Annotated in this window: 27 protein-coding genes; 16 read left to right on the forward strand and 11 right to left on the reverse strand. The window is 68.2% G+C overall.

What is annotated here, in order from left to right:
• The first annotated feature begins 27 nt into the window (after positions 1–27).
• The gene (locus ACQPYH_RS05145) at positions 28–336 is read left to right on the forward strand and encodes a hypothetical protein (RefSeq protein WP_432887313.1); all 309 of its coding nucleotides are present in this window, start codon (positions 28–30) and stop codon (positions 334–336) included.
• 14 nt (positions 337–350) lie between these two features.
• Here the strand turns inward: ACQPYH_RS05145 and ACQPYH_RS05150 are convergent, their stop codons facing one another.
• Positions 351–1,058: a winged helix-turn-helix domain-containing protein gene (locus ACQPYH_RS05150; RefSeq protein WP_432887316.1), complete on the reverse strand. Its 708-nt coding sequence runs from the start codon at positions 1,056–1,058 to the stop codon at positions 351–353.
• Positions 1,059–1,219: 161 nt separating this feature from the next.
• Here ACQPYH_RS05150 and ACQPYH_RS05155 point away from each other — a divergent pair, with 161 nt between their 5' ends.
• Complete coding sequence (locus ACQPYH_RS05155) at positions 1,220–1,459, forward strand: MoaD/ThiS family protein (protein ID WP_432887319.1); 240 nt, start codon at positions 1,220–1,222, stop codon at positions 1,457–1,459.
• Positions 1,460–1,502: 43 nt separating this feature from the next.
• Positions 1,503–1,802: a hypothetical protein gene (locus tag ACQPYH_RS05160; RefSeq protein WP_432887322.1), complete on the forward strand. Its 300-nt coding sequence runs from the start codon at positions 1,503–1,505 to the stop codon at positions 1,800–1,802.
• Positions 1,803–1,881: 79 nt separating this feature from the next.
• Here ACQPYH_RS05160 and arfB read toward each other — a convergent pair whose 3' ends face one another.
• Positions 1,882–2,307: an alternative ribosome rescue aminoacyl-tRNA hydrolase ArfB gene (gene arfB / locus ACQPYH_RS05165; protein ID WP_130446285.1), complete on the reverse strand. Its 426-nt coding sequence runs from the start codon at positions 2,305–2,307 to the stop codon at positions 1,882–1,884.
• A gap of 26 nt (positions 2,308–2,333) precedes the next feature.
• On the opposite strand from arfB, the gene ACQPYH_RS05170 reads away from it, so the two are divergent.
• The 7 genes from ACQPYH_RS05170 (at position 2,334) to ACQPYH_RS05200 (ending at position 7,577) form a co-directional block, all read left to right on the forward strand.
• On the forward strand, positions 2,334–2,771 hold the full coding sequence (locus tag ACQPYH_RS05170) for an HIT family protein (RefSeq protein ID WP_432887325.1): 438 nt from the start codon (positions 2,334–2,336) through the stop codon (positions 2,769–2,771).
• Positions 2,772–2,792: 21 nt separating this feature from the next.
• A complete protein-coding gene (locus ACQPYH_RS05175; protein WP_130446286.1) occupies positions 2,793–3,224 on the forward strand; it encodes a TlpA family protein disulfide reductase in 432 nt (143 codons plus the stop codon).
• A 61-nt stretch (positions 3,225–3,285) separates the two neighbouring features.
• Positions 3,286–4,167, forward strand: coding sequence for an RDD family protein (locus ACQPYH_RS05180; RefSeq protein WP_432887328.1), 882 nt, complete (start codon positions 3,286–3,288; stop codon positions 4,165–4,167).
• A gap of 273 nt (positions 4,168–4,440) precedes the next feature.
• The gene (locus ACQPYH_RS05185) at positions 4,441–4,887 is read left to right on the forward strand and encodes a DUF4395 domain-containing protein (RefSeq protein WP_432887331.1); all 447 of its coding nucleotides are present in this window, start codon (positions 4,441–4,443) and stop codon (positions 4,885–4,887) included.
• Positions 4,888–4,899: 12 nt separating this feature from the next.
• Complete coding sequence (locus ACQPYH_RS05190; RefSeq protein ID WP_432887334.1) at positions 4,900–5,748, forward strand: sulfurtransferase; 849 nt, start codon at positions 4,900–4,902, stop codon at positions 5,746–5,748.
• Positions 5,749–5,751: 3 nt separating this feature from the next.
• Complete coding sequence (locus tag ACQPYH_RS05195; protein WP_130446290.1) at positions 5,752–6,048, forward strand: DUF1416 domain-containing protein; 297 nt, start codon at positions 5,752–5,754, stop codon at positions 6,046–6,048.
• A gap of 302 nt (positions 6,049–6,350) precedes the next feature.
• Positions 6,351–7,577, forward strand: a complete 1,227-nt coding sequence (locus ACQPYH_RS05200; protein ID WP_432887337.1) for a choice-of-anchor P family protein — start codon at positions 6,351–6,353, stop codon at positions 7,575–7,577.
• 86 nt (positions 7,578–7,663) lie between these two features.
• Here the strand turns inward: ACQPYH_RS05200 and dtd are convergent, their stop codons facing one another.
• On the reverse strand, positions 7,664–8,089 hold the full coding sequence (gene dtd, locus ACQPYH_RS05205) for a D-aminoacyl-tRNA deacylase (protein ID WP_432887340.1): 426 nt from the start codon (positions 8,087–8,089) through the stop codon (positions 7,664–7,666).
• A 92-nt stretch (positions 8,090–8,181) separates the two neighbouring features.
• Between dtd and ACQPYH_RS05210 the strand changes: the two genes are divergently transcribed.
• Positions 8,182–9,006, forward strand: a complete 825-nt coding sequence (locus tag ACQPYH_RS05210; RefSeq protein WP_432887343.1) for a 3-keto-5-aminohexanoate cleavage protein — start codon at positions 8,182–8,184, stop codon at positions 9,004–9,006.
• Here ACQPYH_RS05210 and ACQPYH_RS05215 read toward each other — a convergent pair.
• Together ACQPYH_RS05215 and ACQPYH_RS05220 are read right to left on the reverse strand one after the other, a co-directional pair.
• A complete protein-coding gene (locus ACQPYH_RS05215) occupies positions 8,897–9,394 on the reverse strand; it encodes a hypothetical protein (RefSeq protein ID WP_432887346.1) in 498 nt (165 codons plus the stop codon). The genes ACQPYH_RS05210 and ACQPYH_RS05215 overlap by 110 nt on opposite strands.
• On the reverse strand, positions 9,391–10,542 hold the full coding sequence (locus ACQPYH_RS05220; RefSeq protein ID WP_432887348.1) for a molybdopterin-dependent oxidoreductase: 1,152 nt from the start codon (positions 10,540–10,542) through the stop codon (positions 9,391–9,393). Before ACQPYH_RS05220 ends, ACQPYH_RS05215 begins: the two co-directional genes overlap by 4 nt.
• A gap of 236 nt (positions 10,543–10,778) precedes the next feature.
• On the opposite strand from ACQPYH_RS05220, the gene ACQPYH_RS05225 reads away from it, so the two are divergent.
• Together ACQPYH_RS05225 and ACQPYH_RS05230 are read left to right on the forward strand one after the other, a co-directional pair.
• Positions 10,779–11,336: a hypothetical protein gene (locus ACQPYH_RS05225; RefSeq protein ID WP_432887351.1), complete on the forward strand. Its 558-nt coding sequence runs from the start codon at positions 10,779–10,781 to the stop codon at positions 11,334–11,336.
• On the forward strand, positions 11,336–13,639 hold the full coding sequence (locus ACQPYH_RS05230) for a hypothetical protein (protein WP_432887354.1): 2,304 nt from the start codon (positions 11,336–11,338) through the stop codon (positions 13,637–13,639). The genes ACQPYH_RS05225 and ACQPYH_RS05230 overlap by 1 nt, the downstream gene beginning before the upstream one ends.
• Positions 13,640–13,798: 159 nt before the next feature.
• Here ACQPYH_RS05230 and ACQPYH_RS05235 read toward each other — a convergent pair whose 3' ends face one another.
• Entirely contained in the window at positions 13,799–14,161 is a 363-nt protein-coding gene (locus ACQPYH_RS05235; RefSeq protein WP_432887357.1) for a DsrE family protein, read from the reverse strand.
• Positions 14,162–14,373: 212 nt separating this feature from the next.
• Between ACQPYH_RS05235 and ACQPYH_RS05240 the strand changes: the two genes are divergently transcribed.
• On the forward strand, positions 14,374–14,868 hold the full coding sequence (locus tag ACQPYH_RS05240; RefSeq protein ID WP_432887359.1) for an FABP family protein: 495 nt from the start codon (positions 14,374–14,376) through the stop codon (positions 14,866–14,868).
• An 82-nt stretch (positions 14,869–14,950) separates the two neighbouring features.
• On the opposite strand, the gene ACQPYH_RS05245 is transcribed toward ACQPYH_RS05240, so the two are convergent.
• The 4 genes from ACQPYH_RS05245 to ACQPYH_RS05260 form a co-directional block, all read right to left on the reverse strand.
• On the reverse strand, positions 14,951–16,039 hold the full coding sequence (locus ACQPYH_RS05245) for a CU044_5270 family protein (RefSeq protein WP_432887362.1): 1,089 nt from the start codon (positions 16,037–16,039) through the stop codon (positions 14,951–14,953).
• Positions 16,036–16,542 carry an RNA polymerase sigma factor gene (locus ACQPYH_RS05250; protein WP_432887365.1) on the reverse strand — a complete coding sequence of 169 codons (507 nt, stop codon included), beginning with the start codon at positions 16,540–16,542 and terminating at the stop codon, positions 16,036–16,038. The genes ACQPYH_RS05245 and ACQPYH_RS05250 overlap by 4 nt, the downstream gene beginning before the upstream one ends.
• 229 nt (positions 16,543–16,771) lie before the next feature.
• Positions 16,772–17,452 (reverse strand): response regulator, encoded by a 681-nt coding sequence (locus ACQPYH_RS05255; protein WP_432887368.1) that lies wholly within the window; start codon positions 17,450–17,452, stop codon positions 16,772–16,774.
• Positions 17,445–18,701, reverse strand: coding sequence for a sensor histidine kinase (locus ACQPYH_RS05260; RefSeq protein WP_432887371.1), 1,257 nt, complete (start codon positions 18,699–18,701; stop codon positions 17,445–17,447). Before ACQPYH_RS05260 ends, ACQPYH_RS05255 begins: the two co-directional genes overlap by 8 nt.
• A gap of 130 nt (positions 18,702–18,831) precedes the next feature.
• On the opposite strand from ACQPYH_RS05260, the gene ACQPYH_RS05265 reads away from it, so the two are divergent.
• Positions 18,832–20,229, forward strand: a complete 1,398-nt coding sequence (locus ACQPYH_RS05265; protein WP_432887373.1) for a cation:dicarboxylate symporter family transporter — start codon at positions 18,832–18,834, stop codon at positions 20,227–20,229.
• 157 nt (positions 20,230–20,386) lie between these two features.
• On the opposite strand, the gene ACQPYH_RS05270 is transcribed toward ACQPYH_RS05265, so the two are convergent.
• On the reverse strand, positions 20,387–21,208 hold the full coding sequence (locus ACQPYH_RS05270) for an LLM class flavin-dependent oxidoreductase (protein WP_432887376.1): 822 nt from the start codon (positions 21,206–21,208) through the stop codon (positions 20,387–20,389).
• A 109-nt stretch (positions 21,209–21,317) separates the two neighbouring features.
• On the opposite strand from ACQPYH_RS05270, the gene ACQPYH_RS05275 reads away from it, so the two are divergent.
• A complete protein-coding gene (locus ACQPYH_RS05275; protein WP_432887379.1) occupies positions 21,318–22,310 on the forward strand; it encodes a YgfZ/GcvT domain-containing protein in 993 nt (330 codons plus the stop codon).
• Positions 22,311–22,322 lie beyond the last annotated feature (12 nt).

A 22,322-nucleotide genomic window follows, 5' to 3' on the forward strand; every position in this document is an offset into this window, starting at 1 on the left:
TACTCAGGCTTTTACGGAAGGTGAGCGATGGCGCACGTTGCTCCGACCTCGCATCGACGGGCCAGTCGCTCGTCGCATCGCGGGCATCGCAGCGGTGATGGGCCGATCCAGACCACCAGCTGGCTCGGGTTGACGTTTGCATTCGTTGTAGGGCTCGTACTCACGGCCCAGTCGCACGTCGGCGTTCACGCGGCCGGCGTCACGTTGCTGGTGATGCTGGTGCCGGTCACGGTAGGGACGTTCGTGGCGGGGTTCCGGCAGGGCCTGGGGTCCTGGAAAGCCGCGCTGTGCGCGGCGGCCGGGCTCGCTTTTACGCTGCTGAAGTTCTTCTTCTGAGGTCTGAGAAGAGCTCAGGCCTTCGCCTCGGCAGGCTCACGGGTGGTCGGCGGTACGACGAAGCGGTAGCCGACGTTCCGCACGGTGCCGATGAGCGACTCGTGCTCTGGGCCGAGCTTCGCGCGCAGGCGGCGTACGTGGACGTCGACGGTCCGGGTGCCGCCGAAGTAGTCGTAGCCCCAGACCTCTTGGAGCAGCTGCTCGCGGGTGAACACGCGGCCCGGGTGCTGCGCCAGGAACTTGAACAGCTCGAACTCTTTGTAGGTCAGGTCGAGCGCCCGCCCATTGAGCTTCGCGGTGTACGACGCCTCGTCGATCACGACGTCACCGCTGCGGATCAGCGTGGACTCGGGCTCATCGTTCCGGGTCGCGGCAAGGCGACCGATGACGAGTCGCAACCGCGCCTCGATCTCGGCCGGCCCGGCGGTGTCGAGCAGCACGTCGTCCGCGCCCCAGTCGGCGTTGACGGCGGTCAGACCGCCCTCGGTGACGACCAGGATGAGCGGTACGTCGATGCCGGTGGTGCGGATCAGCCGCGAGGCGCTCCGGACGGCGACCAGGTCGCGGCGGGCGTCAAGCAGCACCGCGTCCGCGTCGGGCGCGTCGATCAGCGCGGCGACCTCGGGCGGCAGGATCCGGATCTGGTGCGGGAGCAGAGCGAGCGAGGGCAGGACCTCGGTGGAGGCCTGCAGCGCGTTCGTCAGCAGAAGCAACGTGCTCACGCTGTCTCCTCGTGCTGATCATCGGATCCTGGGGGTGCGATCCGGTCCTCGTGCACGTCAGGCCCCGACGGCGTCGTTGCCGGGGGCCTGAGACACACTGGGCATAACAGCAAGCTGACATAATAGCCGAAGACTTAACCGATTAGTGAGGCGCCGACCAGATGCCGGAAGTCACCATCAGGTACTTCGCTGCCGCTCGTTCAGCCGCAGGGGAGTCTTCGGCGACCGCCGAGGCGGGCTCGATCCGCGACCTGGTCAGCACCGTTTCGACCGATCGGCCGGAGCTGGCCCGGGTCCTGTCGATCTGCACCTTCCTGCTGGACGGCGAGCGCGCCGACCCGGCCACGCCGCTGCGGCAGGGCGCTCTGGTCGACGCGCTGCCACCCTTCGCCGGCGGCTGAGCAGCCAGGTCAGGGAGAGCTTCCCGAGAGGTAGATTCGTCGCGTGGCGATGGAGTCGGGGACGCTACTCACTACGGTGGGGCGGGCGGGGGTCCTGTTCGGCAAGGCCTGGCCGCGCCTGTTCGCGGTCTTTCTGGTGGCGCAGCTGGCACACCGGGGTTTGCAGTGGGTCGCAGTGCAAGCAGGGGACAAGGCAGAGGCTGCCGGCATCGCAGTACTCGCTCTGCTCGTCGTGGTCTCGCTCGCGATGTACGTCACCATGTTCCTGGTACTGCGTGGCGAGCTGCCGTTCCACAGACGGGCCGTTGCCGAAGGCATCCTTGCGCCGAACGGCATGGAGTGAGCTCTTCCGGCTCCTCTTGTTCCGACCCCCCGCTCCCCGTTTCCTGCACGCCGGAAGCGTAACCAGCCAGAGGGCCGCGTCAGTCGTCCGGCCGCCCGCGCAGACGCTTGGTCTGGCCGCGTCGCTTCTTGTCGTCCAGGCGGCGGCGGACGGACGCCTTCGAAGGCTTGGTGGGCCGCCGCTTCCGGGGCGGCGGTGCGATCGCCTCACGCATCAGCGCGACCAGCCGCTCCCGCGCAGCCTCCCGGTTACGCCACTGCGACTTGTACTCCGAGGCCGCGATCGTCACAACCCCGTCCACCAGCCGCGACTGCAGCCGCTCGAGCGCCCGCGCCTTCAGCACGTCACTCAACGCCGACGTCCCCGCCACGTCAAAGCTCAACTCGACCCTGCTGTCCGTGGTGTTCACCGACTGCCCACCCGGCCCACCAGACCGCGAGAACCGCCAAGCCAGCTCCCCCTCCGGAATCACCACCCCGGCCCGCACCACCAACCCAATCTCCACAACCCCAATTAAGTCAGAATCATCAGATGAGTGCCTGCGTGTTCTGCGACCTCATCACCACCGACTCAGCCGACCTGCTCGTGAAAGAGGACGCCGCCGTCGCGTTCTTCCCCCTCCCTGGCGAGGAGATCGCACCGGGCCACACACTGGTCGTCCCCCGTCGCCACACCACCGCGGGCGTGCTGGACGCCCAGCCCACCGACCTGGCCCAGGTAATGGATCTGGCGCAGCGCCTAGCTCACCGGATGATGGCTGGGCTCGGTGCAACCGGCGTCTGCCTGCTGAACGCGAGCGGACCGGGCTCCGGCCGCAGCCTCGACCACCTGCACATCCACGTGGTGCCGCGGTACCCGGGCGACGGTGACGACACCCTGCCCTGGCCGACCGGACGCTCCCGCCACCGGCTGGCCGTTGACCCGCGGGCTGTTCTCAGTGGGTGGAATGGGTGGTTGAAAGGTGGATGAGGGGTCGTACCTTGGGTAACTGTGAGTCTTGGTGTGTGGGTGCTGGTCGGGGCTGTGGCTGCCGGCGTGGTGCTCAGTGCGCTCAAGGCTTGGGTTGATGGGCGGTTTCGTGGGAAGAGCGAGGACGACGTGGAGCGGGTGACGGCCGCGGAGGTCGGTGGGGAGCTCGGGGAGCGGGCGACCCTGCTGCAGTTCTCGTCGGCGTTCTGTGCGCCGTGCCGGGCGACCCGGCGGACGCTGGCCGAGGTCGAGGGCATGGTCGACGGAGTACGCCACGTCGAGCTGGACGCGGAGTCCCACCTCGAGCTCGTACGCCGCCTCGACATCCTGCGTACGCCGACCACGCTGGTGCTGGACAGCACCGGCGCCGTGGTCAAGCGCGCCAGCGGAGCACCGCGCAAGCCCGACGTGATCGCCGCGCTGGCGACCGCGATCGACCGCCAGGCGAGCTGACGACCGTCCGGTACGTGCCACCGAATGGCGCATGCACCTGCGCGTAAGCAAGACTCTCCAGGTGAGCTCTCCAGCCGGTTGGTACGACGACCCCGCGGACCCGACCCAGCAGCGGTACTGGGACGGCAACACCTGGACTGACCAGCGCCGCGCGCAGCAGGGCCCACCGCCGTACGAAGGGCAGTTCGGCGCCGCTCAGCACGGTCAGGTGTACGGCGGCGGCGCTGCCCCGAGCGAGCCGACCCGTCCGGCCCAACCGCAGTACGGCCAGTACGCCCCGCCCCAGCAGCCTCAGCAGCAGCAGTACGGGCAGTACGCCGGACCGCAGCAACCGCAGTACGGCCAGCAGCAGGGTTACGGGCACCCGCAGCAGCAGGGTTACGGCTACCCGGGCAAGCGCCCGCACACGACTCCGGACGGGCAGTTGCTCTCCGGCTGGTGGCGGCGCGTGTTCGCGCGGATCATCGACTCGATCATCGTCGGCATCATCGGGCTGCCGCTGACCGGCTACTTCTACTACCAGTACTCACAGGTTCTCTGGGACTACTTCAAGTCCACGATGGACGCAGCCGAGGCCGGCACCCCGACGACCACGGCCACGCTGCCGCCCGAGGTCTACAAGTGGATGATCCCGGCGGTCCTGATCGGTCTCGTGGTGTCGTTCGCCTACGAGTACCTGTTCCTGACCAAGAAGGGCGCCACCCCGGGCAAGATGGCGCTCGGGATCGCGGTCCGGCTGCGCGACGTCCCCGGCAACCCGCCCGGCGCGGCGGTGGCCAAGCGGTACGGCTTCGAGATCGGGCTCAGCGTGCTCGGCATCATCCCGCTGGTCGGCACGCTGGCCGGCTTCATCGCGCTGATCAACTACCTCTGGCCGCTCTGGGACGACAAGAAGCAGGCGCTGCACGACAAGGTAGCGGCCACCAACGTCGTCCGTGTCTGATATCACTATGTGATCAATTGTCTCAAGTAATGGGACCACGGTCGGCAGGCCCGGCCGGGTTCCGTACGCTCGATCTGTGGTTTACACGACATGGCTGACGAAGCGCAGGGCAGTGGACAACTGCCGGGTGCGCTCATCGCTGTGTCGACGCCGCTGACCAGGCGGCGTCCCGAGCGCTGCGGAACCGGTCACTGAGCACGGTTCCGCGTACGTCGCCTCCCCGCATACCCGGGCGGGTCCGGCTCGACAGCCCTCCTCCTCGCAGGAGTCGTCATGTCCGAATCATCGGCGGCACAGAAGGTTGATCCCCGCGGACTCCGGTTCGCAGCCGGGGTGACCACGGTCGTCCTGGCGTTGACGCTCGTACTGAACAACCCGTGGCCGCTGGCCGTGCAGGCTGTGGTGTTCGCGATCTCGGTCGCGTTCGGCGTGCAGGCCTCGCCGTACGGGCAGTTGTTCAAGCGGCTGATCCGGCCCCGGATCGGTCCGCCGCAGGAGCTGGAGGACGCGGCCCCGCCGCGGTTCGCCCAGCTGGTCGGCCTCGTCTTCGCGGTCGCCGGTCTGATCGGGTACCTGACCGGTGTCACCGTGCTGGGCGTGGTCGCCACCGGATTCGCCCTGGTCGCCGCGTTCGTGAACGCGGCCGTCGGGCTCTGCCTCGGCTGCGAGGCCTATCTGCTGATCCACCGCATTCGTACGCCAACCACCGCTACCAACTGAGAGGCAGCACACATGAGCAGGGAATCCGCGCTCGTCTCGGCCGACTGGGTCGAGGAGCACAAGAGCGACGACGGCGTTGTCCTGATCGAGGTCGACGAAGACGTCTCGGCGTACGACGCCGGCCACATCGCCGGCGCGATCAAGCTGGACTGGAAGGACGACCTGCAGGACGCGGTCCGTCGCGACTTCGTCAACCAGGAGCAGTTCAGCGCGCTGCTGTCCGAGCGCGGCGTGAAGAACGACGACACGGTCGTGCTGTACGGCGGCAACAACAACTGGTTCGCTTCCTACGCGTACTGGTACTTCAAGCTCTACGGCCACAGCGACGTCCGTCTGCTCGACGGCGGCCGCAAGCGCTGGGAGCTGGACAGCCGCGAGCTGACCGACGAGGTCGTCAAGCGCGACGCGACGGAGTACGCCGCGAAGGCCCCGAACCTGGACATCCGCGCCTTCCGCGACGAGGTCGGCGACGCCATCGGTGTGAAGAACCTGGTCGACGTGCGCAGCCCCGACGAGTACGCCGGCCGGCTGCTCGCCCCGGCCCACCTCCCGCAGGAGCAGGCCCAGCGTGCGGGTCACATCCCGACCGCGGCGAACATCCCGTGGAGCAAGGCGGCCAACGACGACGGCACGTTCCGCTCCGACGACGAGCTGAAGACGCTGTACGCCGACGCGGGCGTTGACTTCGGCAAGGACACGATCGCGTACTGCCGGATCGGTGAGCGCTCGGCGCACACCTGGTTCGTGCTGCACGAGATCCTCGGCCAGGAGAACGTGAAGAACTATGACGGTTCCTGGACCGAGTGGGGCTCGCTGGTCGGCGTACCCGTTGCCCTCGGCGACGAACCTGGAAAGGCCTGACACATGTGCGGAGCAACGAAGGGCGGCCTCGACCTCAAGGGTGTCGACGTCGACAAGGAAGCCGTGATCCAGGGCCAGGTGCTGCGCGGCGACGAGCCGGTCGGCGGCGCCTACGTGCGGCTGCTGGACTCCACCGGTGAGTTCACCGCCGAGGTGCCGACGTCGGCCACCGGGCACTTCCGGTTCTTCGCGGCGCCCGGCAGCTGGACGCTGCGGACGCTGGCCCCGAAGGCCGACCCGGTCGACCGCCAGGTGGTCGCGCAGTACGGCGAGGTCGCGGAAGTGGCCGTCACCGTCTGAGCACTCGGTCGTTACACAAGGTGCCACCACCACCCATCGGTGGCCCACCCTGAAGTAAGCACGAAGGGCCCGGACCTTGCGCGTCCGGGCCCTTCGGCATGCCCGGGATCGCTTACCCGGCAGGGATTTGGGGTCATCGCAGTGGAGTTACGGGTCGGCGGGGGAAATCTCGTGGGGCGAGCAGCAATGTAACGGTTGGGTCTCAGAGCGCGGTCGGCTCGTCACCTACCGCAACCGGCTGAGTTGTGTCTGTGTCCTGACCCGCGCTTCGGGTCACGTCATCACTCAGGGAGGAGGGGTCAATGCGACCCCGCATCGGATACAAGAAGCTCGCTGCCGTCGGAGTTGCGGCGGTTGTCGGCGTAGCTTCTACGATCGCGCTGACCTCGGGTTCGGCGTCCGCCTCGCCGGTTTTCGGATACAGCGGTTACTCGTACGGCACCGACGTCGAATCCGGCCTGGCGAACAGCGGTCCGCAGGTCATCAGCAAGTTTGGTTGCACCACTGACGCCACCAAGCACGACAAGAACGACCTGTCCACGGCGAACGTGAACAACCAGGCGATCGCACGCTCGGTGAAGACCGAAACGCATGCCTTCGACAACAAGGGCGGGACGGGCGTCACCAGCACCGCGACGGCCGCCGACATCCGCGTCGGCAACCTGCTCACGCTGACCGGCGTGAACACCACGACGACGGCCAGGTACTACAAGGGCCAGCTGTCGTACACCGGCAACACCACGTTCGCGGGCGTGAAGATCGGCGCGATCTCGGTGCCGTCGCTGCTCAAGCCGAAGTGGAACACCAAGATCGCGGTTCCGGGTCTCGGTTACATCGTGCTGAACCGGGTCGGCGGCGTGAAGACCGCTTCCGGTATCTACTCCTACGCGCAGGCCGTTGTGCTGCACGCGACGGTGAAGAACCAGTACATCCCGCAGGGCGTCGACGTCGCGGTGCTGAAGACCCGCGCGGAGATCTCGAAGCCGGCGACCGCACTGGTCATCGGTGACGCCTACGGCACCAAGGCCACGGCCGACAAGCTGGTCGTCTCCGACGCGACGTCCCTTCAGACCACCTGCCAGGGCACTGAGGGCAAGACGGTCCGGGTCGCGGTCGGCGAGCTGAACATCCCGAAGGTCGCCTACGTCGGCGGTGTCTACACCACCAAGAACGGCGCCATCGGTGCGAACAAGTCCTACATCAACTTCACCTCGCACGTCGCGGGCGTGAAGGTGGGCAGCCTGTCCATCGGCGCCATCGAGTCCTCCGCCTCCGCGTGGAAGACCAAGGACAACAAGGCCGGCGTGAGCTCGTCGTCGACCATCGCGTCGATCCGGGTCGGCGGCAAGTCCTACGCGGTTCCGACCGGCGAGAACAAGACGCTGAACATCCCCGGGGTGGCGCGGCTGACCTTCAACCAGGTCATGCGGCAGAAGCGGTACATCTCGGTGAACGCGCTGGTGATCGACGTCTACAGCCTGAACACCAAGGTTGTCGTCGGCCACTCGGCCGCGGGCGTCGTCAGCTGATGTCGGCAGACGCCATCTGAGTCGAACCTCACCGACCCAGAGCACACCGGCCCCCGGATCCCGCACGGATCCGGGGGCCGGTTCTTTTATGCGTCCAGGATGAGAGTGACCGGGCCGTCGTTGGTGAGGGTGACGTCCATGTGGGCGCCGAAGCGGCCGCGTTCCACCTTGGCGCCGAGGGATTCCAGGGACTCGCAGAAGTTGTTGTAGAGCGGTTCCGACACCGGGCCCGGGGCGGCGTTGTTCCAGGACGGGCGGCGGCCCTTGCGCGTATCGGCGTACAGCGTGAACTGGCTGATCGCGAGGATCGGGGCGTGCCCGTCGGCGGCGGAGCGTTCGCCGTGGAGGATCCGGAGGGTCCAGATCTTGGCGGCCAGCGCGGCCGCTTTCTCGGCGGTGTCGTCGTGGGTGACGCCCAGCAGGACGAGCAGTCCGGGCTCGTCGATGGCTCCGACCACCTCGCCGTCCACGGTGACCGACGCCCGGCTGACTCTTTGTACTACGGCTCTCATGGGTCCATCCTCTCCTGCCGGAGATCGTCCGGTGATCGGACCTCGGGACCGGCAAATATCCGCTTTCATGACCGATCTGGCAGGATTCGTCCATGGCGTCGACTCTGATCACTGTTGCTCCCACCGGTGCCGAGACCGCGAAGGCGGACTGCCCGGCGTTGCCGACCACGCTCGACGAGCTGGTCGAGACCGCGAAGCGGTGCGAGGCCGCGGGAGCGGCGATGATCCATATCCATATCCGCGACGGGGAGCACAAGCCGACCCTCGACCTCGGCCGGCTGACCGATACCGTCGCTGCGGTCCGGGAGAACACCGCGCTGATCGTGCAGCTCTCCACCGGCGGCGCGGTCACCGATCCGTACGATCACAGGCTGCGCGTGCTCGACGCCGGACCCGACTCCTGCTCGCTGACCATGGGCACGGTCAACTTCGGCGACGACGTGTTCATGAACCCGTGGCCGTTCGTCACCCAGCTCTACCAGCTCACCCAGGAGCGCGAGATCGTGCCCGAGTTCGAGCTGTTCGACCTCGGCCATGTCGCCGCGCTGCACCGGCTCCTCGGCAAGTACGGCCTACCGTACGGCGGACGCGTGCACTGCGACCTGGTCATGGGCGTCCCCGGTGGCATGCCCGGTACGGCGGACGCACTCGTCGCGGCCGTCAACGCCTTGCCAGACGCTGTCACGTCCTGGTCCGCCACGGGCATCGGCCGTACGGCGCTCACCGTCGCGCTGGCCGCTCTGTCGAAGGGTGGCAATCTCCGCGTCGGTATGGAGGACACGCTGACGCTGGCGAAAGGGCAGCCGGTCACTCACAACGCGGAGCTCGTCGAACGCGCCGCAACCCTCGCCACGCTCGCGCAACGACCGCCGATGTCGCCGGACGAAGCGCGTTCCCTGCTGAACGTGAAGCGATGAAGTAGCCGACGATTCCCAGTGCGATGATCGTTGCCTCCAGCAATAACCAGTCGCGGAGGTAGTCGCGGGGGAGGACCGTCGGGTTGGGGCCCTTGCCCTGACGCAGCAGCAACGGCACCGCGATCAGGCTGGTGATGCCGACGTACAAGAACGTCGTCCGGATGGTGCCTACGGTCCGATGCCCGTCCGGCCTGCTCGCCCACCGTGTCACCAGCCATCCGGCGGTGACTGTCAACGGCACCAAGAAGAAGTCGTCGGCCAGGACTGCGCCACCTAGCCAGAGCGGCAACCGCACCAACCCGTGCAGGTCAACGGTGGTGGCCAACTTCCAAACGCCCCAGAGGCCTACCAGCACGCCGACGCCGGCCAATCCCATCCGGATCTTCATGCGATGACCTCCAGCCGATGGACCCATTTGGTTTGGAGTACGCCGGGGCGGTTCGGCGCGATGATCCGTGCAGGGAATCCGTGGTCCAGCGCTAGCTCCGCACCGTTGAGCCGGAGTGCCAGCAGCGTCAGCGGATCATCTGCGAACTGTTCCGGCAGCTCACTCGTCGCGTAGAACCCGCCCTTCTCCATCGACACCACCCGCACGCGCGAGTGCGCCGGCGCGCCACACAGCTCGAGCAGGTCGCGGATCCGTACGCCTTCCCAGCGCCCGCCCTGGCTCCATCCCTCCACACACGCGATCGGCAACGCCGACCGACTCTGCGGAAGCTGCTGCAGCTCGTCGAGACTGAACGAGAGCTCTTGTGGTCCTTTGACCGTGAACCGCCAGTTGTCGTCGATGCCGGTGACTCCGGCCGCTTCCGCCGTACGGTTGACCGGGAGTCCTTGTGGGCCGATGTTCGGCTTGCGTGGCGCGAGTACGGCGACCGGCCCGAGCGCGGGCACCGATTGGCCGACCGAGGTGATGCCTACCAACGCGGCGGCGCCGGCGACTGTTCGGAGCAGGCCTCGGCGGGTGAGGCCGGAGATTGCCGGGGGCAAGGAATTCGGCACGATCTCGGCGATGCGCCGCCAGTTCGCCCGGATCAGCGGGAGCTTGACGGCGATGTGCACGAGGAGTGCGCCGACGATGATCCAGGCGAGCGCGTAGTGCGTCTGGCGGAACGGGAACGGCCACGGGTACCACTGCAGTGTGTTGAGGAACCCGATGAACAGCTCGAGCGCCATCGCCGAGACCAGCACCAGGATCGATGCGCGCTCGAGCATGGACTCGAGTGCCTTGCGGCTGAGCGGCCACGGCAGCTTCGCGAACAGCTTCGGGTAGACAGTCCACAACTTTGCCAGCAGCAACGGGACGGCGATGGTCCCGCTTAGTACGTGCAGGCCCTGCGTCACGCGATACAGCGTGGCGGGGCGGCTCGGGATGGGCAGCCAGCTCGGGGTGTCCTGCTGGAAGTGGCTGTACAGCCCGGTCAGGAAGCAGATCACGACCGCGGTCCCCAGCCAGCGGCCGATGACCGTCGCCACCCTCGGGTGGTGCAGGGACGACGGGAACGACTTCTCGGTCGGCGGCGCCGGCAGCTTCATGTTTCCACTACAACCCCGCCGGGGACGTCTGTACGGCGTACACCGGTTACTGCTCGCGAACGTCGTATTACTGGTCGCTCACGAGTTGCGCTCGGAACAGTTATCCACAGGTCTGCGTCTGGACGGCGGATGGTGATACCGATCGGGGCATACTCTGAGCGAACTGATCGGTGGCTGGAGTGATTTCTGGGCGGCCTGATCCCTCTTGACGGACGGGGCGAAAGGAGTGAGGCGGAGTGAAGACGCAGGAGCGGTCGTCCGAGGATGACGAGCGTGCGATGGCGGATCTGGCCGAGGTCGCGGACTGGCGATCGGTCTGGGGCCCGCCGGACACCGGCATGGACGCGATCCGTGCACTGGTGAACCGCGTTATCGCCGCCACCGGCTGGCGTCCGTGGGCGCCGGGCAACATCGACCCCGATCGGTACACATGGGGCCTGGTGACCCAGCGCGAGACGGTGATGCTCGTGTTGCCGGATGCCGTGCTGCCGGAGAGTCCGCGGAGCGGCTGGTCGGCGTACGACGTCGCCTCCGGTGAGCTGCCTCTGGCCGAGGAAGGGCTCGACGAGCACTGGCCCGGCCAGCTCGAGCTCGCACGCCAGTACTGGGGACCGCCGGTCTTCGTCGGGCCGGGGACCGATCTCCGCGTTCCGCCGGAGTGGCGCGGCCGCCGCCGGCACCTGGCCGTCTGGCTGCGCCCGGGAGCCGAGATCCACCTGTACGCGTCCCAGCCGGGCCCGGACGACAGTGCCGCCGGATTCGGATACTCCGTCTATGCCAGCGAGGTGGCCTGATGGCTGAGGAAGAAAGCGCAGACCATTACCTGCAGATCCTTTTCGCCAAGGGCCGCGAGATCTGGGACCAGTGGAAACGGATGACCGGCGCCATCAGGGACAACTGGGGCCGCCGGCAAGGGACGCGCGCGGTGGTCGAGGAAGGCGTCAGGCGACGAGGCTGGGACCGCGATGAGCACGAGGCGACGCGGGACCAGGATCCGCGTGATCGCACCCGCGACTACGAGCGCACGGCCGCGGACGTCCGGCGGGCCGAGGAACTCGAGGCGGGCAACCGTGGCCTGGAGGGGCAACGACAGGCGCTTCAGGCCGAGGTGGACGACGCCCAGCAACGGCTCGATCAGCAGGACGCCCAGCTGAACAACGACCGCGACCGCGACGGCATCCCCGACGACATCGAGAACCGGACCGACCTCGACCGGGATCACATCGACGACGCGACCGAGCGCCGCGACGAGATCGACCAGCAGAACGAGAACGCCAACGACCGCGACGGTGACGGCGTCGACGATGCGGTCGAGGACCGCGAGGCACAGCAGGCCCGCGACGACGAGGCGAAGCGCAAGCAGGAGGAGGACCGCCGCCGCGACCAGCAACGCGAGGACGGCGTCGATGCCGCAGACGCCGTGCCGGCCGCCGTCGGAGCCGCCGAGGCCGCCAACGCCCTCGACAACGAGCCGACCGAAGACCACGCCGACGACCTCCAGCAGCAGGACCCAGCTGCCCAGGCCGAGAACGAAACCGACGTCGCCGAGCAGGCCGACCTGCAGCAGCAGGAGCAACAAGACCTCGGAGCCGACGGCCAGCAGCAGGACCCGGCAGCCCAGGCCGAAAACCTACAACAGGCCGAAACCGACGTCGCCGAGCAGGACCAGGTCACCCCAGGCACAGCCGAGCAGGCCGACCTGCAGCAGCAGGAGCAACAAGACCTCGGAGCCGACGGCCAGCAGCAGGACCCGGCAGCCCAGGCCGAAAACCTGCAACAGGCCGAAACCGACGTCGCCGAGCAGGACCAGGTCACCCCAGGCACAGCCGAGCAGGCCGACCTGCAGCAGCAGGAGCAACAAGACCTCGGAGCCGACGGCCAGCAGCAGGACCCGGCAGCCCAGGCCGAAAACCTGCAACAGGCCGAAACCGACGTCGCCGAGCAGGACCAGGTCAACCCGGGCCAGGCCGACCTGCAGCAGCAGGAGCAACAAGACCTCGCGGCCGACGGCCAGCAGCAGGACCCGGCAGCCCAGGCCGAAAACCTACAGCAGGCCGAAACCGACGTCGCCGAGCAGGACCAGCTCAACCCAGACACAGCCGAGCAGGCCGGCCTCGACACGGACCCCCAGCAGACCGGCCAGCTCCTCGACGAGGACGGCGCACTCCGCGACTCAACGATCGGCGCCGAGGGCCAGCAGCAAAACCCGGACCTCGACCAAACCGGCGAGTTCGTCGACCAGGACGGCGCCGTACGCAATCAGACGATCGGTGCCGAGGACCAGCAGCAGGGCACGGATCTGGATCAGGGCGGCGAGTTCGTCGACCAAGACGGCGCCGTACGCAATCAGACGATCGGTGCCGAGGACCAGCAGCAGGGCACGGATCTGGATCAGGGCGGCGAGTTCGTCGACCAGGACGGCGCCGTACGGAATCAGACGATCGGTGCTGAGGATCAGCAGCAGGGCACGGATCTGGACCAGGGCGGCGAGTTCGTCGACCAAGACGGCGCCGTACGCGATCAGACCATCGGTGCCGAGGGCCAGCAGCAGGACGATCTGACGCAGGGTCAGCGGACGGCCGGTCCGGATCAGCAGCTGTCTGGGCAGGAGCCGGAGGTTGCTGCTCCGGAGCCGCAGCAGGCGGCCCAGCAAGAGCAGCAGGTTCAGGCACCTGAGCAAGGGGCAGGAGAGCCAAGCCCCAACCAGGCCGGGCAGCAGCTCAACGCGCAGCAGGTCGGCAACGCTGCCCAGTCGGGCGTCGACCAGAGCGCCTCGCTCGGTTCCGACGAGCAAGGCCAGAGCCAGGGCCCTCAGGAAAGCCAAGCCCAGAGCCAATGGCGCCCGCCCGCCGAGGAGCCGGTGCTCGATGAACAACGAGCGAAGAGCGGCCCAAACCAGCCGGGAAGCGAGATCCCACCGGGCGAGCGTGACACGCTGACGCGCACCCAGCAGGGCCAAGCACCCGCGGCGGGCGCTACCAGCCGCGAAGGCGGCGGCGTAGCCACCAGCGAACGCCCCGGCACCCCGGCCCAGCAACGCGGCCAGGACCGCAACCGCGGCGACCGAGGCCGAGACGACAACGGCCGCGAACGCTAACCACCAACCACCCCACGGTCCCCCGCCAATCCCCACCCGGCGGGGGACCGCCACGTTCCCCCGAACAACATCCCCCAGCCCACGACCCACCCGCCGGCTTCCAACGGCAAGTTGGTGGCGGGCCGTGGGAGGTGCTTGGTGGTGGGGCTTGGGTTGGGATTAGTAGACGATGGCTTGGGTGGTGTCGGTGAGGATTTCTTCGGTGAAGGTGGGGGCGCCGGCTAGGCGGGTGCCGGGGCGGAGGTCGGGTTGGGTGAGGTTGCGGCGTTTGGCGCATTGGGTGCAGACGGTTAGTTGGCCGCCTTCGAGTACAGCGGTCAGCAGGTCTGCGAGTGGGGCAGCGTGGGGGAGGTCGAAGGCCTCGGCGCGGCCGGGTACGGCGAACCAGACGGCCTCGCCGGTCAGCCAGAGGGAGACCGTGGCGCCGGCCGCTACGGCTGTGGCGGCGACGGTGAAGGCCTGGTTGGCGCGTTCGGGTTCCTCGGCGCCTGCGGTCAGTTTGATCACCAGCGTGCGGGACATCCCGCCACGCTAACCGAACCAGCGGGGAACGCGGGTGCGGGAGGTCACGTCGTGGGAGGCGGGGTGAGGAGGGATGGATCCTCTAGAGTGGGGGCCGTGCTGCATGTTGTTTTCACCTCGTTGCTGGTGCTGGTCTGTGTGTTCATGGCCTGGTTCTCGGCGTTTGTCGTCTACCGGCTGTACCGCGGCCGCAACGCGGGCTGAGTGATTCGATGGCGTTCGAGATTCCGCAGGACCTGCACCCGGACCTGATGCCGCTGGCGTGGCTGCTCGGTCGGTGGGAGGGGCGCGGGCACGGCGACTACCCGACGATCGAGAAGTTCGAGTTCGGGCAGCAGATCGACTTCAGCCACAACGGCAAGCCGTACCTGCACTACGTCAGCCAGACGTTCGTCGTCGGCGAGGACGGCACCAAGGAGCGACCGCTCGCGGTCGAGACCGGGTTCTGGCGGCCGCAGCCGGACAACAAGGTCGAGGTGATCCTGGCGCATCCGACCGGTTTCGCCGAGATCTGGTACGGCGACATCGACGGCGCCAAGATCGAGCTGCAGACGGACGTCATCGCGCGCACCGTCAGCGCGAAAGAGGTCACCGCCGGGCACCGCCTGTACGGCCTGGTCAACGGCGAACTGCTCTGGGCGTACGACATGGCCGCCGAGGGCCAAGCACTCCAGCCCCACCTCTGGGCCACCCTCGTACGTTCGTAGCCCCGTCCAGAGCTACGCCGGCCTCGGTTCAGCAGGAGCCCAGGCCAGGGCGCTGGCCTGGGCTCCTGCTCTCGTCACGTCCTCAGACCTTGGGGTGGCTCGGAGTGATGCGTGTCGCGAGCGAGGTCCAGCTGACGATGTCGCCGGTCTTGTATGGCATAGGGTCACCGTCGCCGTTGAGCGGTGCCGTCACCGTAGCGACCTCACGCAGACCGATGAACTGGCCGGTCTTCGAGTCGATGATCAGCTCCTTGCGGACACCCCACAGCTCCACCAGACCGATCGCCCGGCCGGCCTTCCCGTCCAGATTGACCGTGTCCGGGAGGAGCTGGATGCCGTGGATGCCGCGCAGTGCCTTGTACAGCGTGGCTCGCTGCTCCGCCGTCGCGAACCCGGACACCAGGATGCTCCCGGCGCGCTCGAAGGCCCTGTAGTCGCCCTGTGCCGGAGCATCACCCAGACCCGGCCAGGCGTGGTCGTTCTTTCGCAGTGCCGCGAGCAGAGCGGCCGGGTCCCGGGGCAGCCCGGCGACGAAGGAGGTCGACGGGCTCAGCCAGCTGCCCTTGCAGCTGTTCGTCGTACCCTTCGACTGCATCAGAATGCCACCGCCGGTCATGACGGCGCAGGCGTCCGCGGTCTTGATCTTCTGCGGCTTGACGTTCAGCGGATCGGTCCTGTGCCAGAGCTGCTCGGCAGCCTTGCTGGAGAACTTTTGCTCGGCGCCGAGCACCGAGATCGCGGTGAACGGCGGCGTCTGGGTGGACGGAACCCACCAGTCGCTGACCGAGAGGCGAGTGCCGTGGTAGGCGTTTCGCGGACCGAAGTTCCATCCTTCCAGGCTCCGCTGGGTGACCTGCCGGTACTGGCCGGCCGGGATCGGAGCGTCCGGGGTACCGGTCGACTGGTCGGCGGCGGTCGCCAGGAACGTGCCGGCGTCGGCCACCGCGCCGGGCGCCACCGTCCCATCGGTTTTGGTGACGACGTCGTTGACGAGGAAGCCGACGGCCAGCGTTCCGGCGAGTGCGCCGGCGAGCACCATCCGGCGGCGCCCGGGGGGCCGGCGTTCGGCGGACCGCGGGGTCAGCGCCCGCTGACGGGCCTTGGCGAGCGCCAGCGGGGTGGCCGGCGGTACGTCGTCGTTCAGGCGCTTGAGCGCATCGATCTCGGTCATGAGCGGTTCTCCTGGAAGTCGGAGCCGAGCGCGGCGCGCAGGACTCGACGGGCACGGTGCAGGCGGGACGCGACCGTCCCGGCGGGGATTTTCAGGGCAGCGGCGATTTCGGGATAGCTGAGGTCTTCCCACGCGTAGAGCAGGAGGACGTCCCGGTCGGTCTGCCGGAGGCCGGCAAGGACACCGGCCAAAGCGCGGGAGGTCGTCTCCGCGTCGACCCGATCGACGACCTCGGCGGAGAGGGTGTCCGCACCGGCTGACGCTGTGCCCGGGTCGGAGCGCGAGTACGCCCGGTACTGACGGACCTCGTCACGTCGTCGGCGGCGGATCAGATTGGTCGCGATGCCGTACAGCCACGGCAGCGCCCCGGACGATGGCCCACGGAAGCGGTCTCGGCCCTCGAAAGCGGTGAGGAAGGTCTGACCGACGAGGTCGTCCGCCTCGCCGGTACCTAGCCGGCGAGCGATGTACCGATGGATCGCCGGGGCGTGCAGGTCGAACACCAGCGCGAAGTCGTCTGGCGTCTGAAGGCTCGTGAACCCGGGATCCGTGTCCGCGGACCGAGTCGTGACATCAGACCCAGCGGTTGCCGGCGCTGGTATCGGCGCTGGTATCGGAGGTGGTATCGGGGGCGGGCCATGGATCTCAGGTATGCGTTCGCGACCGAGCGACGCTGTCCGCGGTTGGTTCATATCTGCTGTTGCCCGATCCCCTGGCCGCGCTTCTCCGGCGTTAGCTCTCCGCGACCCAGGAGTACTCAACCTTGGGGCGGCCGCTGCGGCCGTCGTAGCGTTGGGTTCGGAGGGCTTGGCCTTGGTCGGCCAGGTGTTCCAGGTAGCGGCGGGCGGTGATGCGGGACGTGCCCAGAGAGGTGGCTATCTCCTCGGCGGTCCAGCCTTCGCGGTCGGCGAGGAGTTGGACGACGCGGTCCAGCACCGAGCCGGCCAATCCCTTCGGCACCGACGAGACCGTTGCTGGATGCAACAACCGGTCGACCTCGTCCTGATCCGCGACAACCTGTCCCGCCTCAGCCGCCCGGCGTTGCCGCGCGTACGCCGACAGCCGATCCCGCAACGTCTCGAAGGCGAACGGCTTCAGCACGTACTGGACGACCCCGATCCGCGCAGCGGCCTGTACGGCGGCGACCTCGCGAGCGGACGTCACCGCGACGACATCCGTTTGGTTGCCTAGGGCCCGCATTCGGCGGACCACATCGAGCCCGTGCCCGTCCGGCAGGTGCATGTCGAGCAGTACGACGTCCACGTCGCCACGCGCGAGCACCTGCAGTGCGCGTCCCGCCGTACCGGCGATTCCCACACAGGCGAAGCCCGGCAGGCGATCGACGTACGTGCGATGGGCTTCTGCGGCAACGGGGTCGTCCTCGACGACGAGGACGCGGAGCGGGTCAGGCACTCGCGCCCACCGCCCGCGGCAACCGCACCCGCACGGTCAGCGCGGGTACCTCGTCCAGCTCCGAATCCGGATCAACCATCAGAGAACCTTGCCACCGCTCGACCGTGCTCCGCACCAGCACAAGCCCCAATCCGTGCCCAGGCTCGGCCTTCGTCGACCACCCGCGCTCGAACATGTGCGCCAACTCCACCGACCCCAGCTCGGCCCCGGTATTCGTCACGATCAGGTCGATCGCGCCGGGCAAGGCCGCCGCGCGGAACTCCACCTTCCGCGGTGCCGGCCCGCCCCGCGCGGCCTCGATCGCGTTGTCCAGCAGGTTTCCGACCACCGTCACCACGTCCTGCGCCGGGAGCCGCGTGTTCAGCTGCTCCTGCCCGAGGTCGAGCGAGAGAACCACTCCACGCTCCTGCGCCTGCGCCAACTTTGCCAACAGCAACGACGCCAGCACGGGATCGCCGACCGTACCGACGACCCGGTCCGTCATCGCCTGCGCGAACTGCAGCTCCGACACCGCGAACTCCCGCGCCCGCTCGGGCCGCCCGATCTCGATCAGGCTGACCACCGTATGCAGCCGGTTCGATGCCTCATGGTTCTGCGCCTGCAGCGATTCCGCCAGACTCCGTACTGCGTCCAGCTCGCCGAGCAGCCGCTGCAACTCGGTGTGATCCCGCAGCGTGACGATCCGCCCGCGGCCCGACGGCTGCTGGTTCACGACGACAACGCCTTGCACGCCGAGGTGGAGCTCGTCGTACGCCGTACGCCCGGTCCCGAGCAGCTCGGCCAGCGGAGCGCCGAGATGGAGCTCCTCCAGCGGAGTGCCGGGGGCAACCTCAAGCAGGCCGAGCAACTGCAGCGCCTCGTCGTTCGCGAGCTGGACCCGTCCGTCGAGGTCCAGCAGGATCAAGCCTTCACGCGCCGCGTGCAGCACGCCTTCGTAGAAGTCGAGCATCCGCGCCAGCGACTGCGTGCCCATGCCGCGCGTCGCCCGACGTACCCGCCAGGTGACGAGCGCGTTGCCGGCGATCGCGACCCCGAGCATCAGGCTCGCGATCCCGAGCATCGAGCGCAGGTCGAGCCGGGCCAGCTCCCACCAGCCCGGCGCGGTCAGGCCGGTGGCCGCCGCGTCCCGCACCGCTTGCGCGCGGGACCGGCTGACCATGACGATCCAGACCATCGCGATCAGGACGGTGACCGTGACGGTCTGCAGCCAGAGAACCTGGCGCCGCAGCTCCCACGCACGGTGTCGCATGCGGACAGTTTGCCCCTAATCCGCACTGCGAACGATATGAACGAAATGAGCACTTCTCCTGTGCGTCACGTCACAGTTACTCACCAGGCCCCAACTACCCCTCCGCCAGGCCGATAAGGGAGTCCCACCAATGTCGAGCCCGACCGAACCCCGCCCGACTCCGGTTCGTAACGACCGGACCCATTTCCTCTACATCGCCGTCATCGTCGCCGTCCTGCTCGGCATCGGTGTCGGGTTCCTGTTCCCGGACTTCGCGGTCGAGCTGAAACCGCTCGGCACTGGGTTCGTGAACCTGATCAAGATGCTGATCAGCCCGATCATCTTCTGCACGCTGGTGCTCGGCATCGGCTCGGTCCGGCAGGCCGCCAGCGTCGGCAAGGTCGGCGGCCTCGCGCTCGGCTACTTCCTGGTGATGTCGACGGTCGCACTCGCCATCGGCCTCGTGGTCGGCAACCTCGTCCAGCCGGGCGCAGGGCTCGACCTGACCGACAAGCTGCGCAAGACCGGCCAGGCCCAGGCCGCCGGCGCCCACACGAGTACGACGGACTTCATCCTCGGCATCATCCCGAAGACGCTGCTGTCCTCGCTGACCGAGGGCCAGGTGCTGCAGACCGTGCTGGTCGCGCTGCTGATCGGGTTCGCGCTGCAGGCGATGGGCTCGAAGGGTCAGCCGATCCTGACCGGCATCGGTCACATCCAGCGGCTGGTCTTCAAGGTCCTGTCGATGATCATGTGGGTGGCGCCGGTCGGTGCGTTCGGCGCGATCGCGGCGGTCGTCGGTGCGACCGGCTGGGATGCGCTGGTCAGCCTCGGCAAGATCATGCTGGCCTTCTACATCACCTGTCTGCTGTTCGTGATCGTTGTCCTAGGCACCATTCTCAGGCTGGTCACCGGACTGTCGATCTTCCAGCTGTTGCGCTACCTCGGTCGTGAGTTCCTGCTGATCGTGTCCAGCTCGTCGTCGGAGACCGCCCTGCCCCGACTGATCGGAAAGATGGAACACCTCGGCGTCGACAAGTCGGTGGTCGGTATCACCGTCCCGACCGGGTATTCGTTCAACCTGGACGGTACGGCGATCTACCTCACGATGGCGTCGTTGTTCATCGCGGAGGCGATGGACCAGCCGTTCTCGATCGGTCAGCAGGTTTCGCTGCTGCTGTTCATGATCGTCGCCTCGAAGGGCGCCGCCGGTGTCACCGGCGCCGGCCTGGCCACGCTGGCCGGCGGTCTGCAGTCGCACCGGCCGGAGTTGCTCGACGGCGTCGGCCTGATCGTCGGCATCGACCGGTTCATGTCCGAGGCCCGCGCGCTGACGAACTTCGCCGGCAACGCGGTCGCGACGGTCCTGGTCGGGCACTGGGTCGGCGAGTTCGACAAGGAACAGGCGCGTCAAGTGTTTGCGGGCGAGGACCCGTTCGACGAGGTCGCGTTCGCCGCGGGCGACACGCATGCGGGCGACCTACCGGCCGCCGCCGAGACTCCGCAGGTCGACGCACGGCCGGTCGAGGCGCGTCAGTCCGACCACTAGTCCACTTCTCACCCCTCCCACGCGCTGCCCGCCGGGCCACAGACCGGCGGGCAGCGCTGCGCTTGCGGATCTCCAGGCCATCACAATCGCCAGGCTGACGCCGTCCCCCGCGGCGCCGCCCCGGCGAGCGCGGATTGTGATGGCCCGGGGATCCGTATCACTTCCCGTCCAGCAGCTCGATCACCGGGGCGAAGTCTTCGAGGTAGCCCGCGTTGATGCTGATGTAGCTGGCGCCGATCTCTTCGCGGCGGCGCAGGAGCTCGTCGGCCATCTGCTGCGGCGTACCGCGAAGCAGCATCAGCGAATCCATCGCCTCGAGCTCGTCGGGCTCCACTCCAGAGGCGCGCTTCGTCCAGGGCGGCAGCGGGCGGGTGCCGGCCGCGAGCAGGTTCATCGCGAGCTCGATATCGTCGGCGCGCGACCCGGCCAACTCACGCAACTCCCGCGCGACGGCTGCAACCTCCGAGCGAGGTGTCGTGGCGTCTTTGGCGATCGAGACGATGTCCGCCCTCGAGGCCGCGAGTGCCAGCGCCTTCGGCCCGGCGGCGGCGAGCATGATCGGCGTACGACGATCGCCGTCGAGCTCACGCAGTAGGTCGAGGGTCGCGATGACCTGCTCCCGTCGCTCCCGGGCAGTTCCCCACGGCAGACCGATCTCGGCCGTCTGCTGCTCCGCGACCGGCCGACCGGTCCCGATGCCGAATTCGAAACGCCCATCGGTGAGCACGGTCAGCGTGTGCGCCTCCCAGGCAGCCTGCCGCGGCGTACGCAGCGGTGCCGCCGCGACGAACGTGCCGACGCGGATGTCCGCGACCGCGGCCGCCATCGCCAGCGAGGAGAACGGCGCGGGGAGCTGCAGGCCGTCCGGCATCAGCACGGTCGAATACCCGAGATCCGCCGCCTGCCGGACCGTCTTCACCCACTCCTCACCGGTCGTCGGGCTGCCCGCCACGCCGAACCGGAATCGCCTGTCGCTCATCGCCCTGTCCCTCCGTCGTTTGATGCCTCCAGCCTCCCTGCGCCGGGGGTCTGTCCACATCCCACGACGGGAGGCGTTCGCCGTACGCCGAGCGACGTACTCTGGTGACATGTCACGCAAGCGCAGCCCCCTGCTGGACCGGCCCGCCGCGGTCGAGGCCGACGGACTCGACGCCGGTGTCGCCGCGCACTACGGCTCGGATCTCCGCGAACAGCGGGCCCTGGTCGCCGGTGAGGCGTTCGTCGACCTCTCGCACCGCGACGTGGTCACGATCACCGGACCGGACCGGCTGACGTGGCTGCATGCGCTGACCACACAGTTCTTCGAAGGCCTCAAGCCCGGTACGTCGACCACGGCGCTGTTGCTCTCGCCGACTGGTCACGTCGAGCACGTGATGTACGGCGTGGACGACGGTCAGACCTTCTGGCTGCACACGGAGCCTGGTGCCGCTGAGGCGCTGGTGGAGTGGCTGCAGAAGATGGTGTTCATGTCTCGCGTCGAGATCGCGGATGTGAGTGACGACTACGCGATCATCTGGCGGCCAGGTGCTGCGGAAGGCGAGCACCTGACCCGCACCGGTGAGGACTCGTTGGGCGGGCATGAGGTGTTCCTGCCGCGCGCCGAGCTGGCCAACCTGGAGGGTGCGGCCGCCGGCGTCTGGGCGTACGAGGCGCTGCGGATCGAGGCCGGGGCGCCGCGGTTCGGGCTGGACACCGACGAGCGCGCGATTCCGAACGAGCTCGGTTGGCTCGGGGTCGGCGTACATCTGAACAAGGGCTGCTACCGCGGGCAGGAGACGGTCGCGCGGGTGCACAACCTCGGTCGGCCGCCGCGGCGGTTGGTCCGGTTGCACCTGGACGGTTCGGTGGACCGCCTGCCTCAGCATGGCGACGCCGTACTGGCGGGGGAGAAGCAGGTCGGGGTCATCGGGTCGGCGGCTCGGCATCACGAGCTCGGGCCGATTGCACTGGCTGTCGTGAAACGCAACGTCGACCCCGAAGCCGTGCTCGACGTGGTCGCGGACGACCAGCCGACGGTGAAGGCGAGCCAGGAGGTTCTCGTCGACCCCGAGGCCGGACTGCACGTGCGCTCGCGGCTGTGAGGGGAATCATTC

This window comes from Kribbella sp. CA-245084 (genome assembly GCF_050942355.1).
Taxonomy (GTDB): Bacteria; Actinomycetota; Actinomycetes; order Propionibacteriales; family Kribbellaceae; genus Kribbella.

Coding starts and splice junctions, on each gene's coding strand:
- ACQPYH_RS05145 (WP_432887313.1), top strand. CDS start 28: ATGGCGCACGTTGCTCCGACCTCGCATCGACGGGCCAGTCGCTCGTCG.
- ACQPYH_RS05155 (WP_432887319.1), top strand. CDS start 1,220: ATGCCGGAAGTCACCATCAGGTACTTCGCTGCCGCTCGTTCAGCCGCA.
- ACQPYH_RS05170 (WP_432887325.1), top strand. CDS start 2,334: ATGAGTGCCTGCGTGTTCTGCGACCTCATCACCACCGACTCAGCCGAC.
- ACQPYH_RS05185 (WP_432887331.1), top strand. CDS start 4,441: ATGTCCGAATCATCGGCGGCACAGAAGGTTGATCCCCGCGGACTCCGG.
- ACQPYH_RS05190 (WP_432887334.1), top strand. CDS start 4,900: ATGAGCAGGGAATCCGCGCTCGTCTCGGCCGACTGGGTCGAGGAGCAC.
- ACQPYH_RS05195 (WP_130446290.1), top strand. CDS start 5,752: ATGTGCGGAGCAACGAAGGGCGGCCTCGACCTCAAGGGTGTCGACGTC.
- ACQPYH_RS05200 (WP_432887337.1), top strand. CDS start 6,351: ATGCGACCCCGCATCGGATACAAGAAGCTCGCTGCCGTCGGAGTTGCG.
- dtd (WP_432887340.1), bottom strand. CDS start 8,089: ATGAGAGCCGTAGTACAAAGAGTCAGCCGGGCGTCGGTCACCGTGGAC.
- ACQPYH_RS05210 (WP_432887343.1), top strand. CDS start 8,182: ATGGCGTCGACTCTGATCACTGTTGCTCCCACCGGTGCCGAGACCGCG.
- ACQPYH_RS05215 (WP_432887346.1), bottom strand. CDS start 9,394: ATGAAGATCCGGATGGGATTGGCCGGCGTCGGCGTGCTGGTAGGCCTC.
- ACQPYH_RS05220 (WP_432887348.1), bottom strand. CDS start 10,542: ATGAAGCTGCCGGCGCCGCCGACCGAGAAGTCGTTCCCGTCGTCCCTG.
- ACQPYH_RS05230 (WP_432887354.1), top strand. CDS start 11,336: ATGGCTGAGGAAGAAAGCGCAGACCATTACCTGCAGATCCTTTTCGCC.
- ACQPYH_RS05235 (WP_432887357.1), bottom strand. CDS start 14,161: ATGTCCCGCACGCTGGTGATCAAACTGACCGCAGGCGCCGAGGAACCC.
- ACQPYH_RS05240 (WP_432887359.1), top strand. CDS start 14,374: ATGGCGTTCGAGATTCCGCAGGACCTGCACCCGGACCTGATGCCGCTG.
- ACQPYH_RS05245 (WP_432887362.1), bottom strand. CDS start 16,039: ATGACCGAGATCGATGCGCTCAAGCGCCTGAACGACGACGTACCGCCG.
- ACQPYH_RS05260 (WP_432887371.1), bottom strand. CDS start 18,701: ATGCGACACCGTGCGTGGGAGCTGCGGCGCCAGGTTCTCTGGCTGCAG.
- ACQPYH_RS05265 (WP_432887373.1), top strand. CDS start 18,832: ATGTCGAGCCCGACCGAACCCCGCCCGACTCCGGTTCGTAACGACCGG.
- ACQPYH_RS05270 (WP_432887376.1), bottom strand. CDS start 21,208: ATGAGCGACAGGCGATTCCGGTTCGGCGTGGCGGGCAGCCCGACGACC.
- ACQPYH_RS05275 (WP_432887379.1), top strand. CDS start 21,318: ATGTCACGCAAGCGCAGCCCCCTGCTGGACCGGCCCGCCGCGGTCGAG.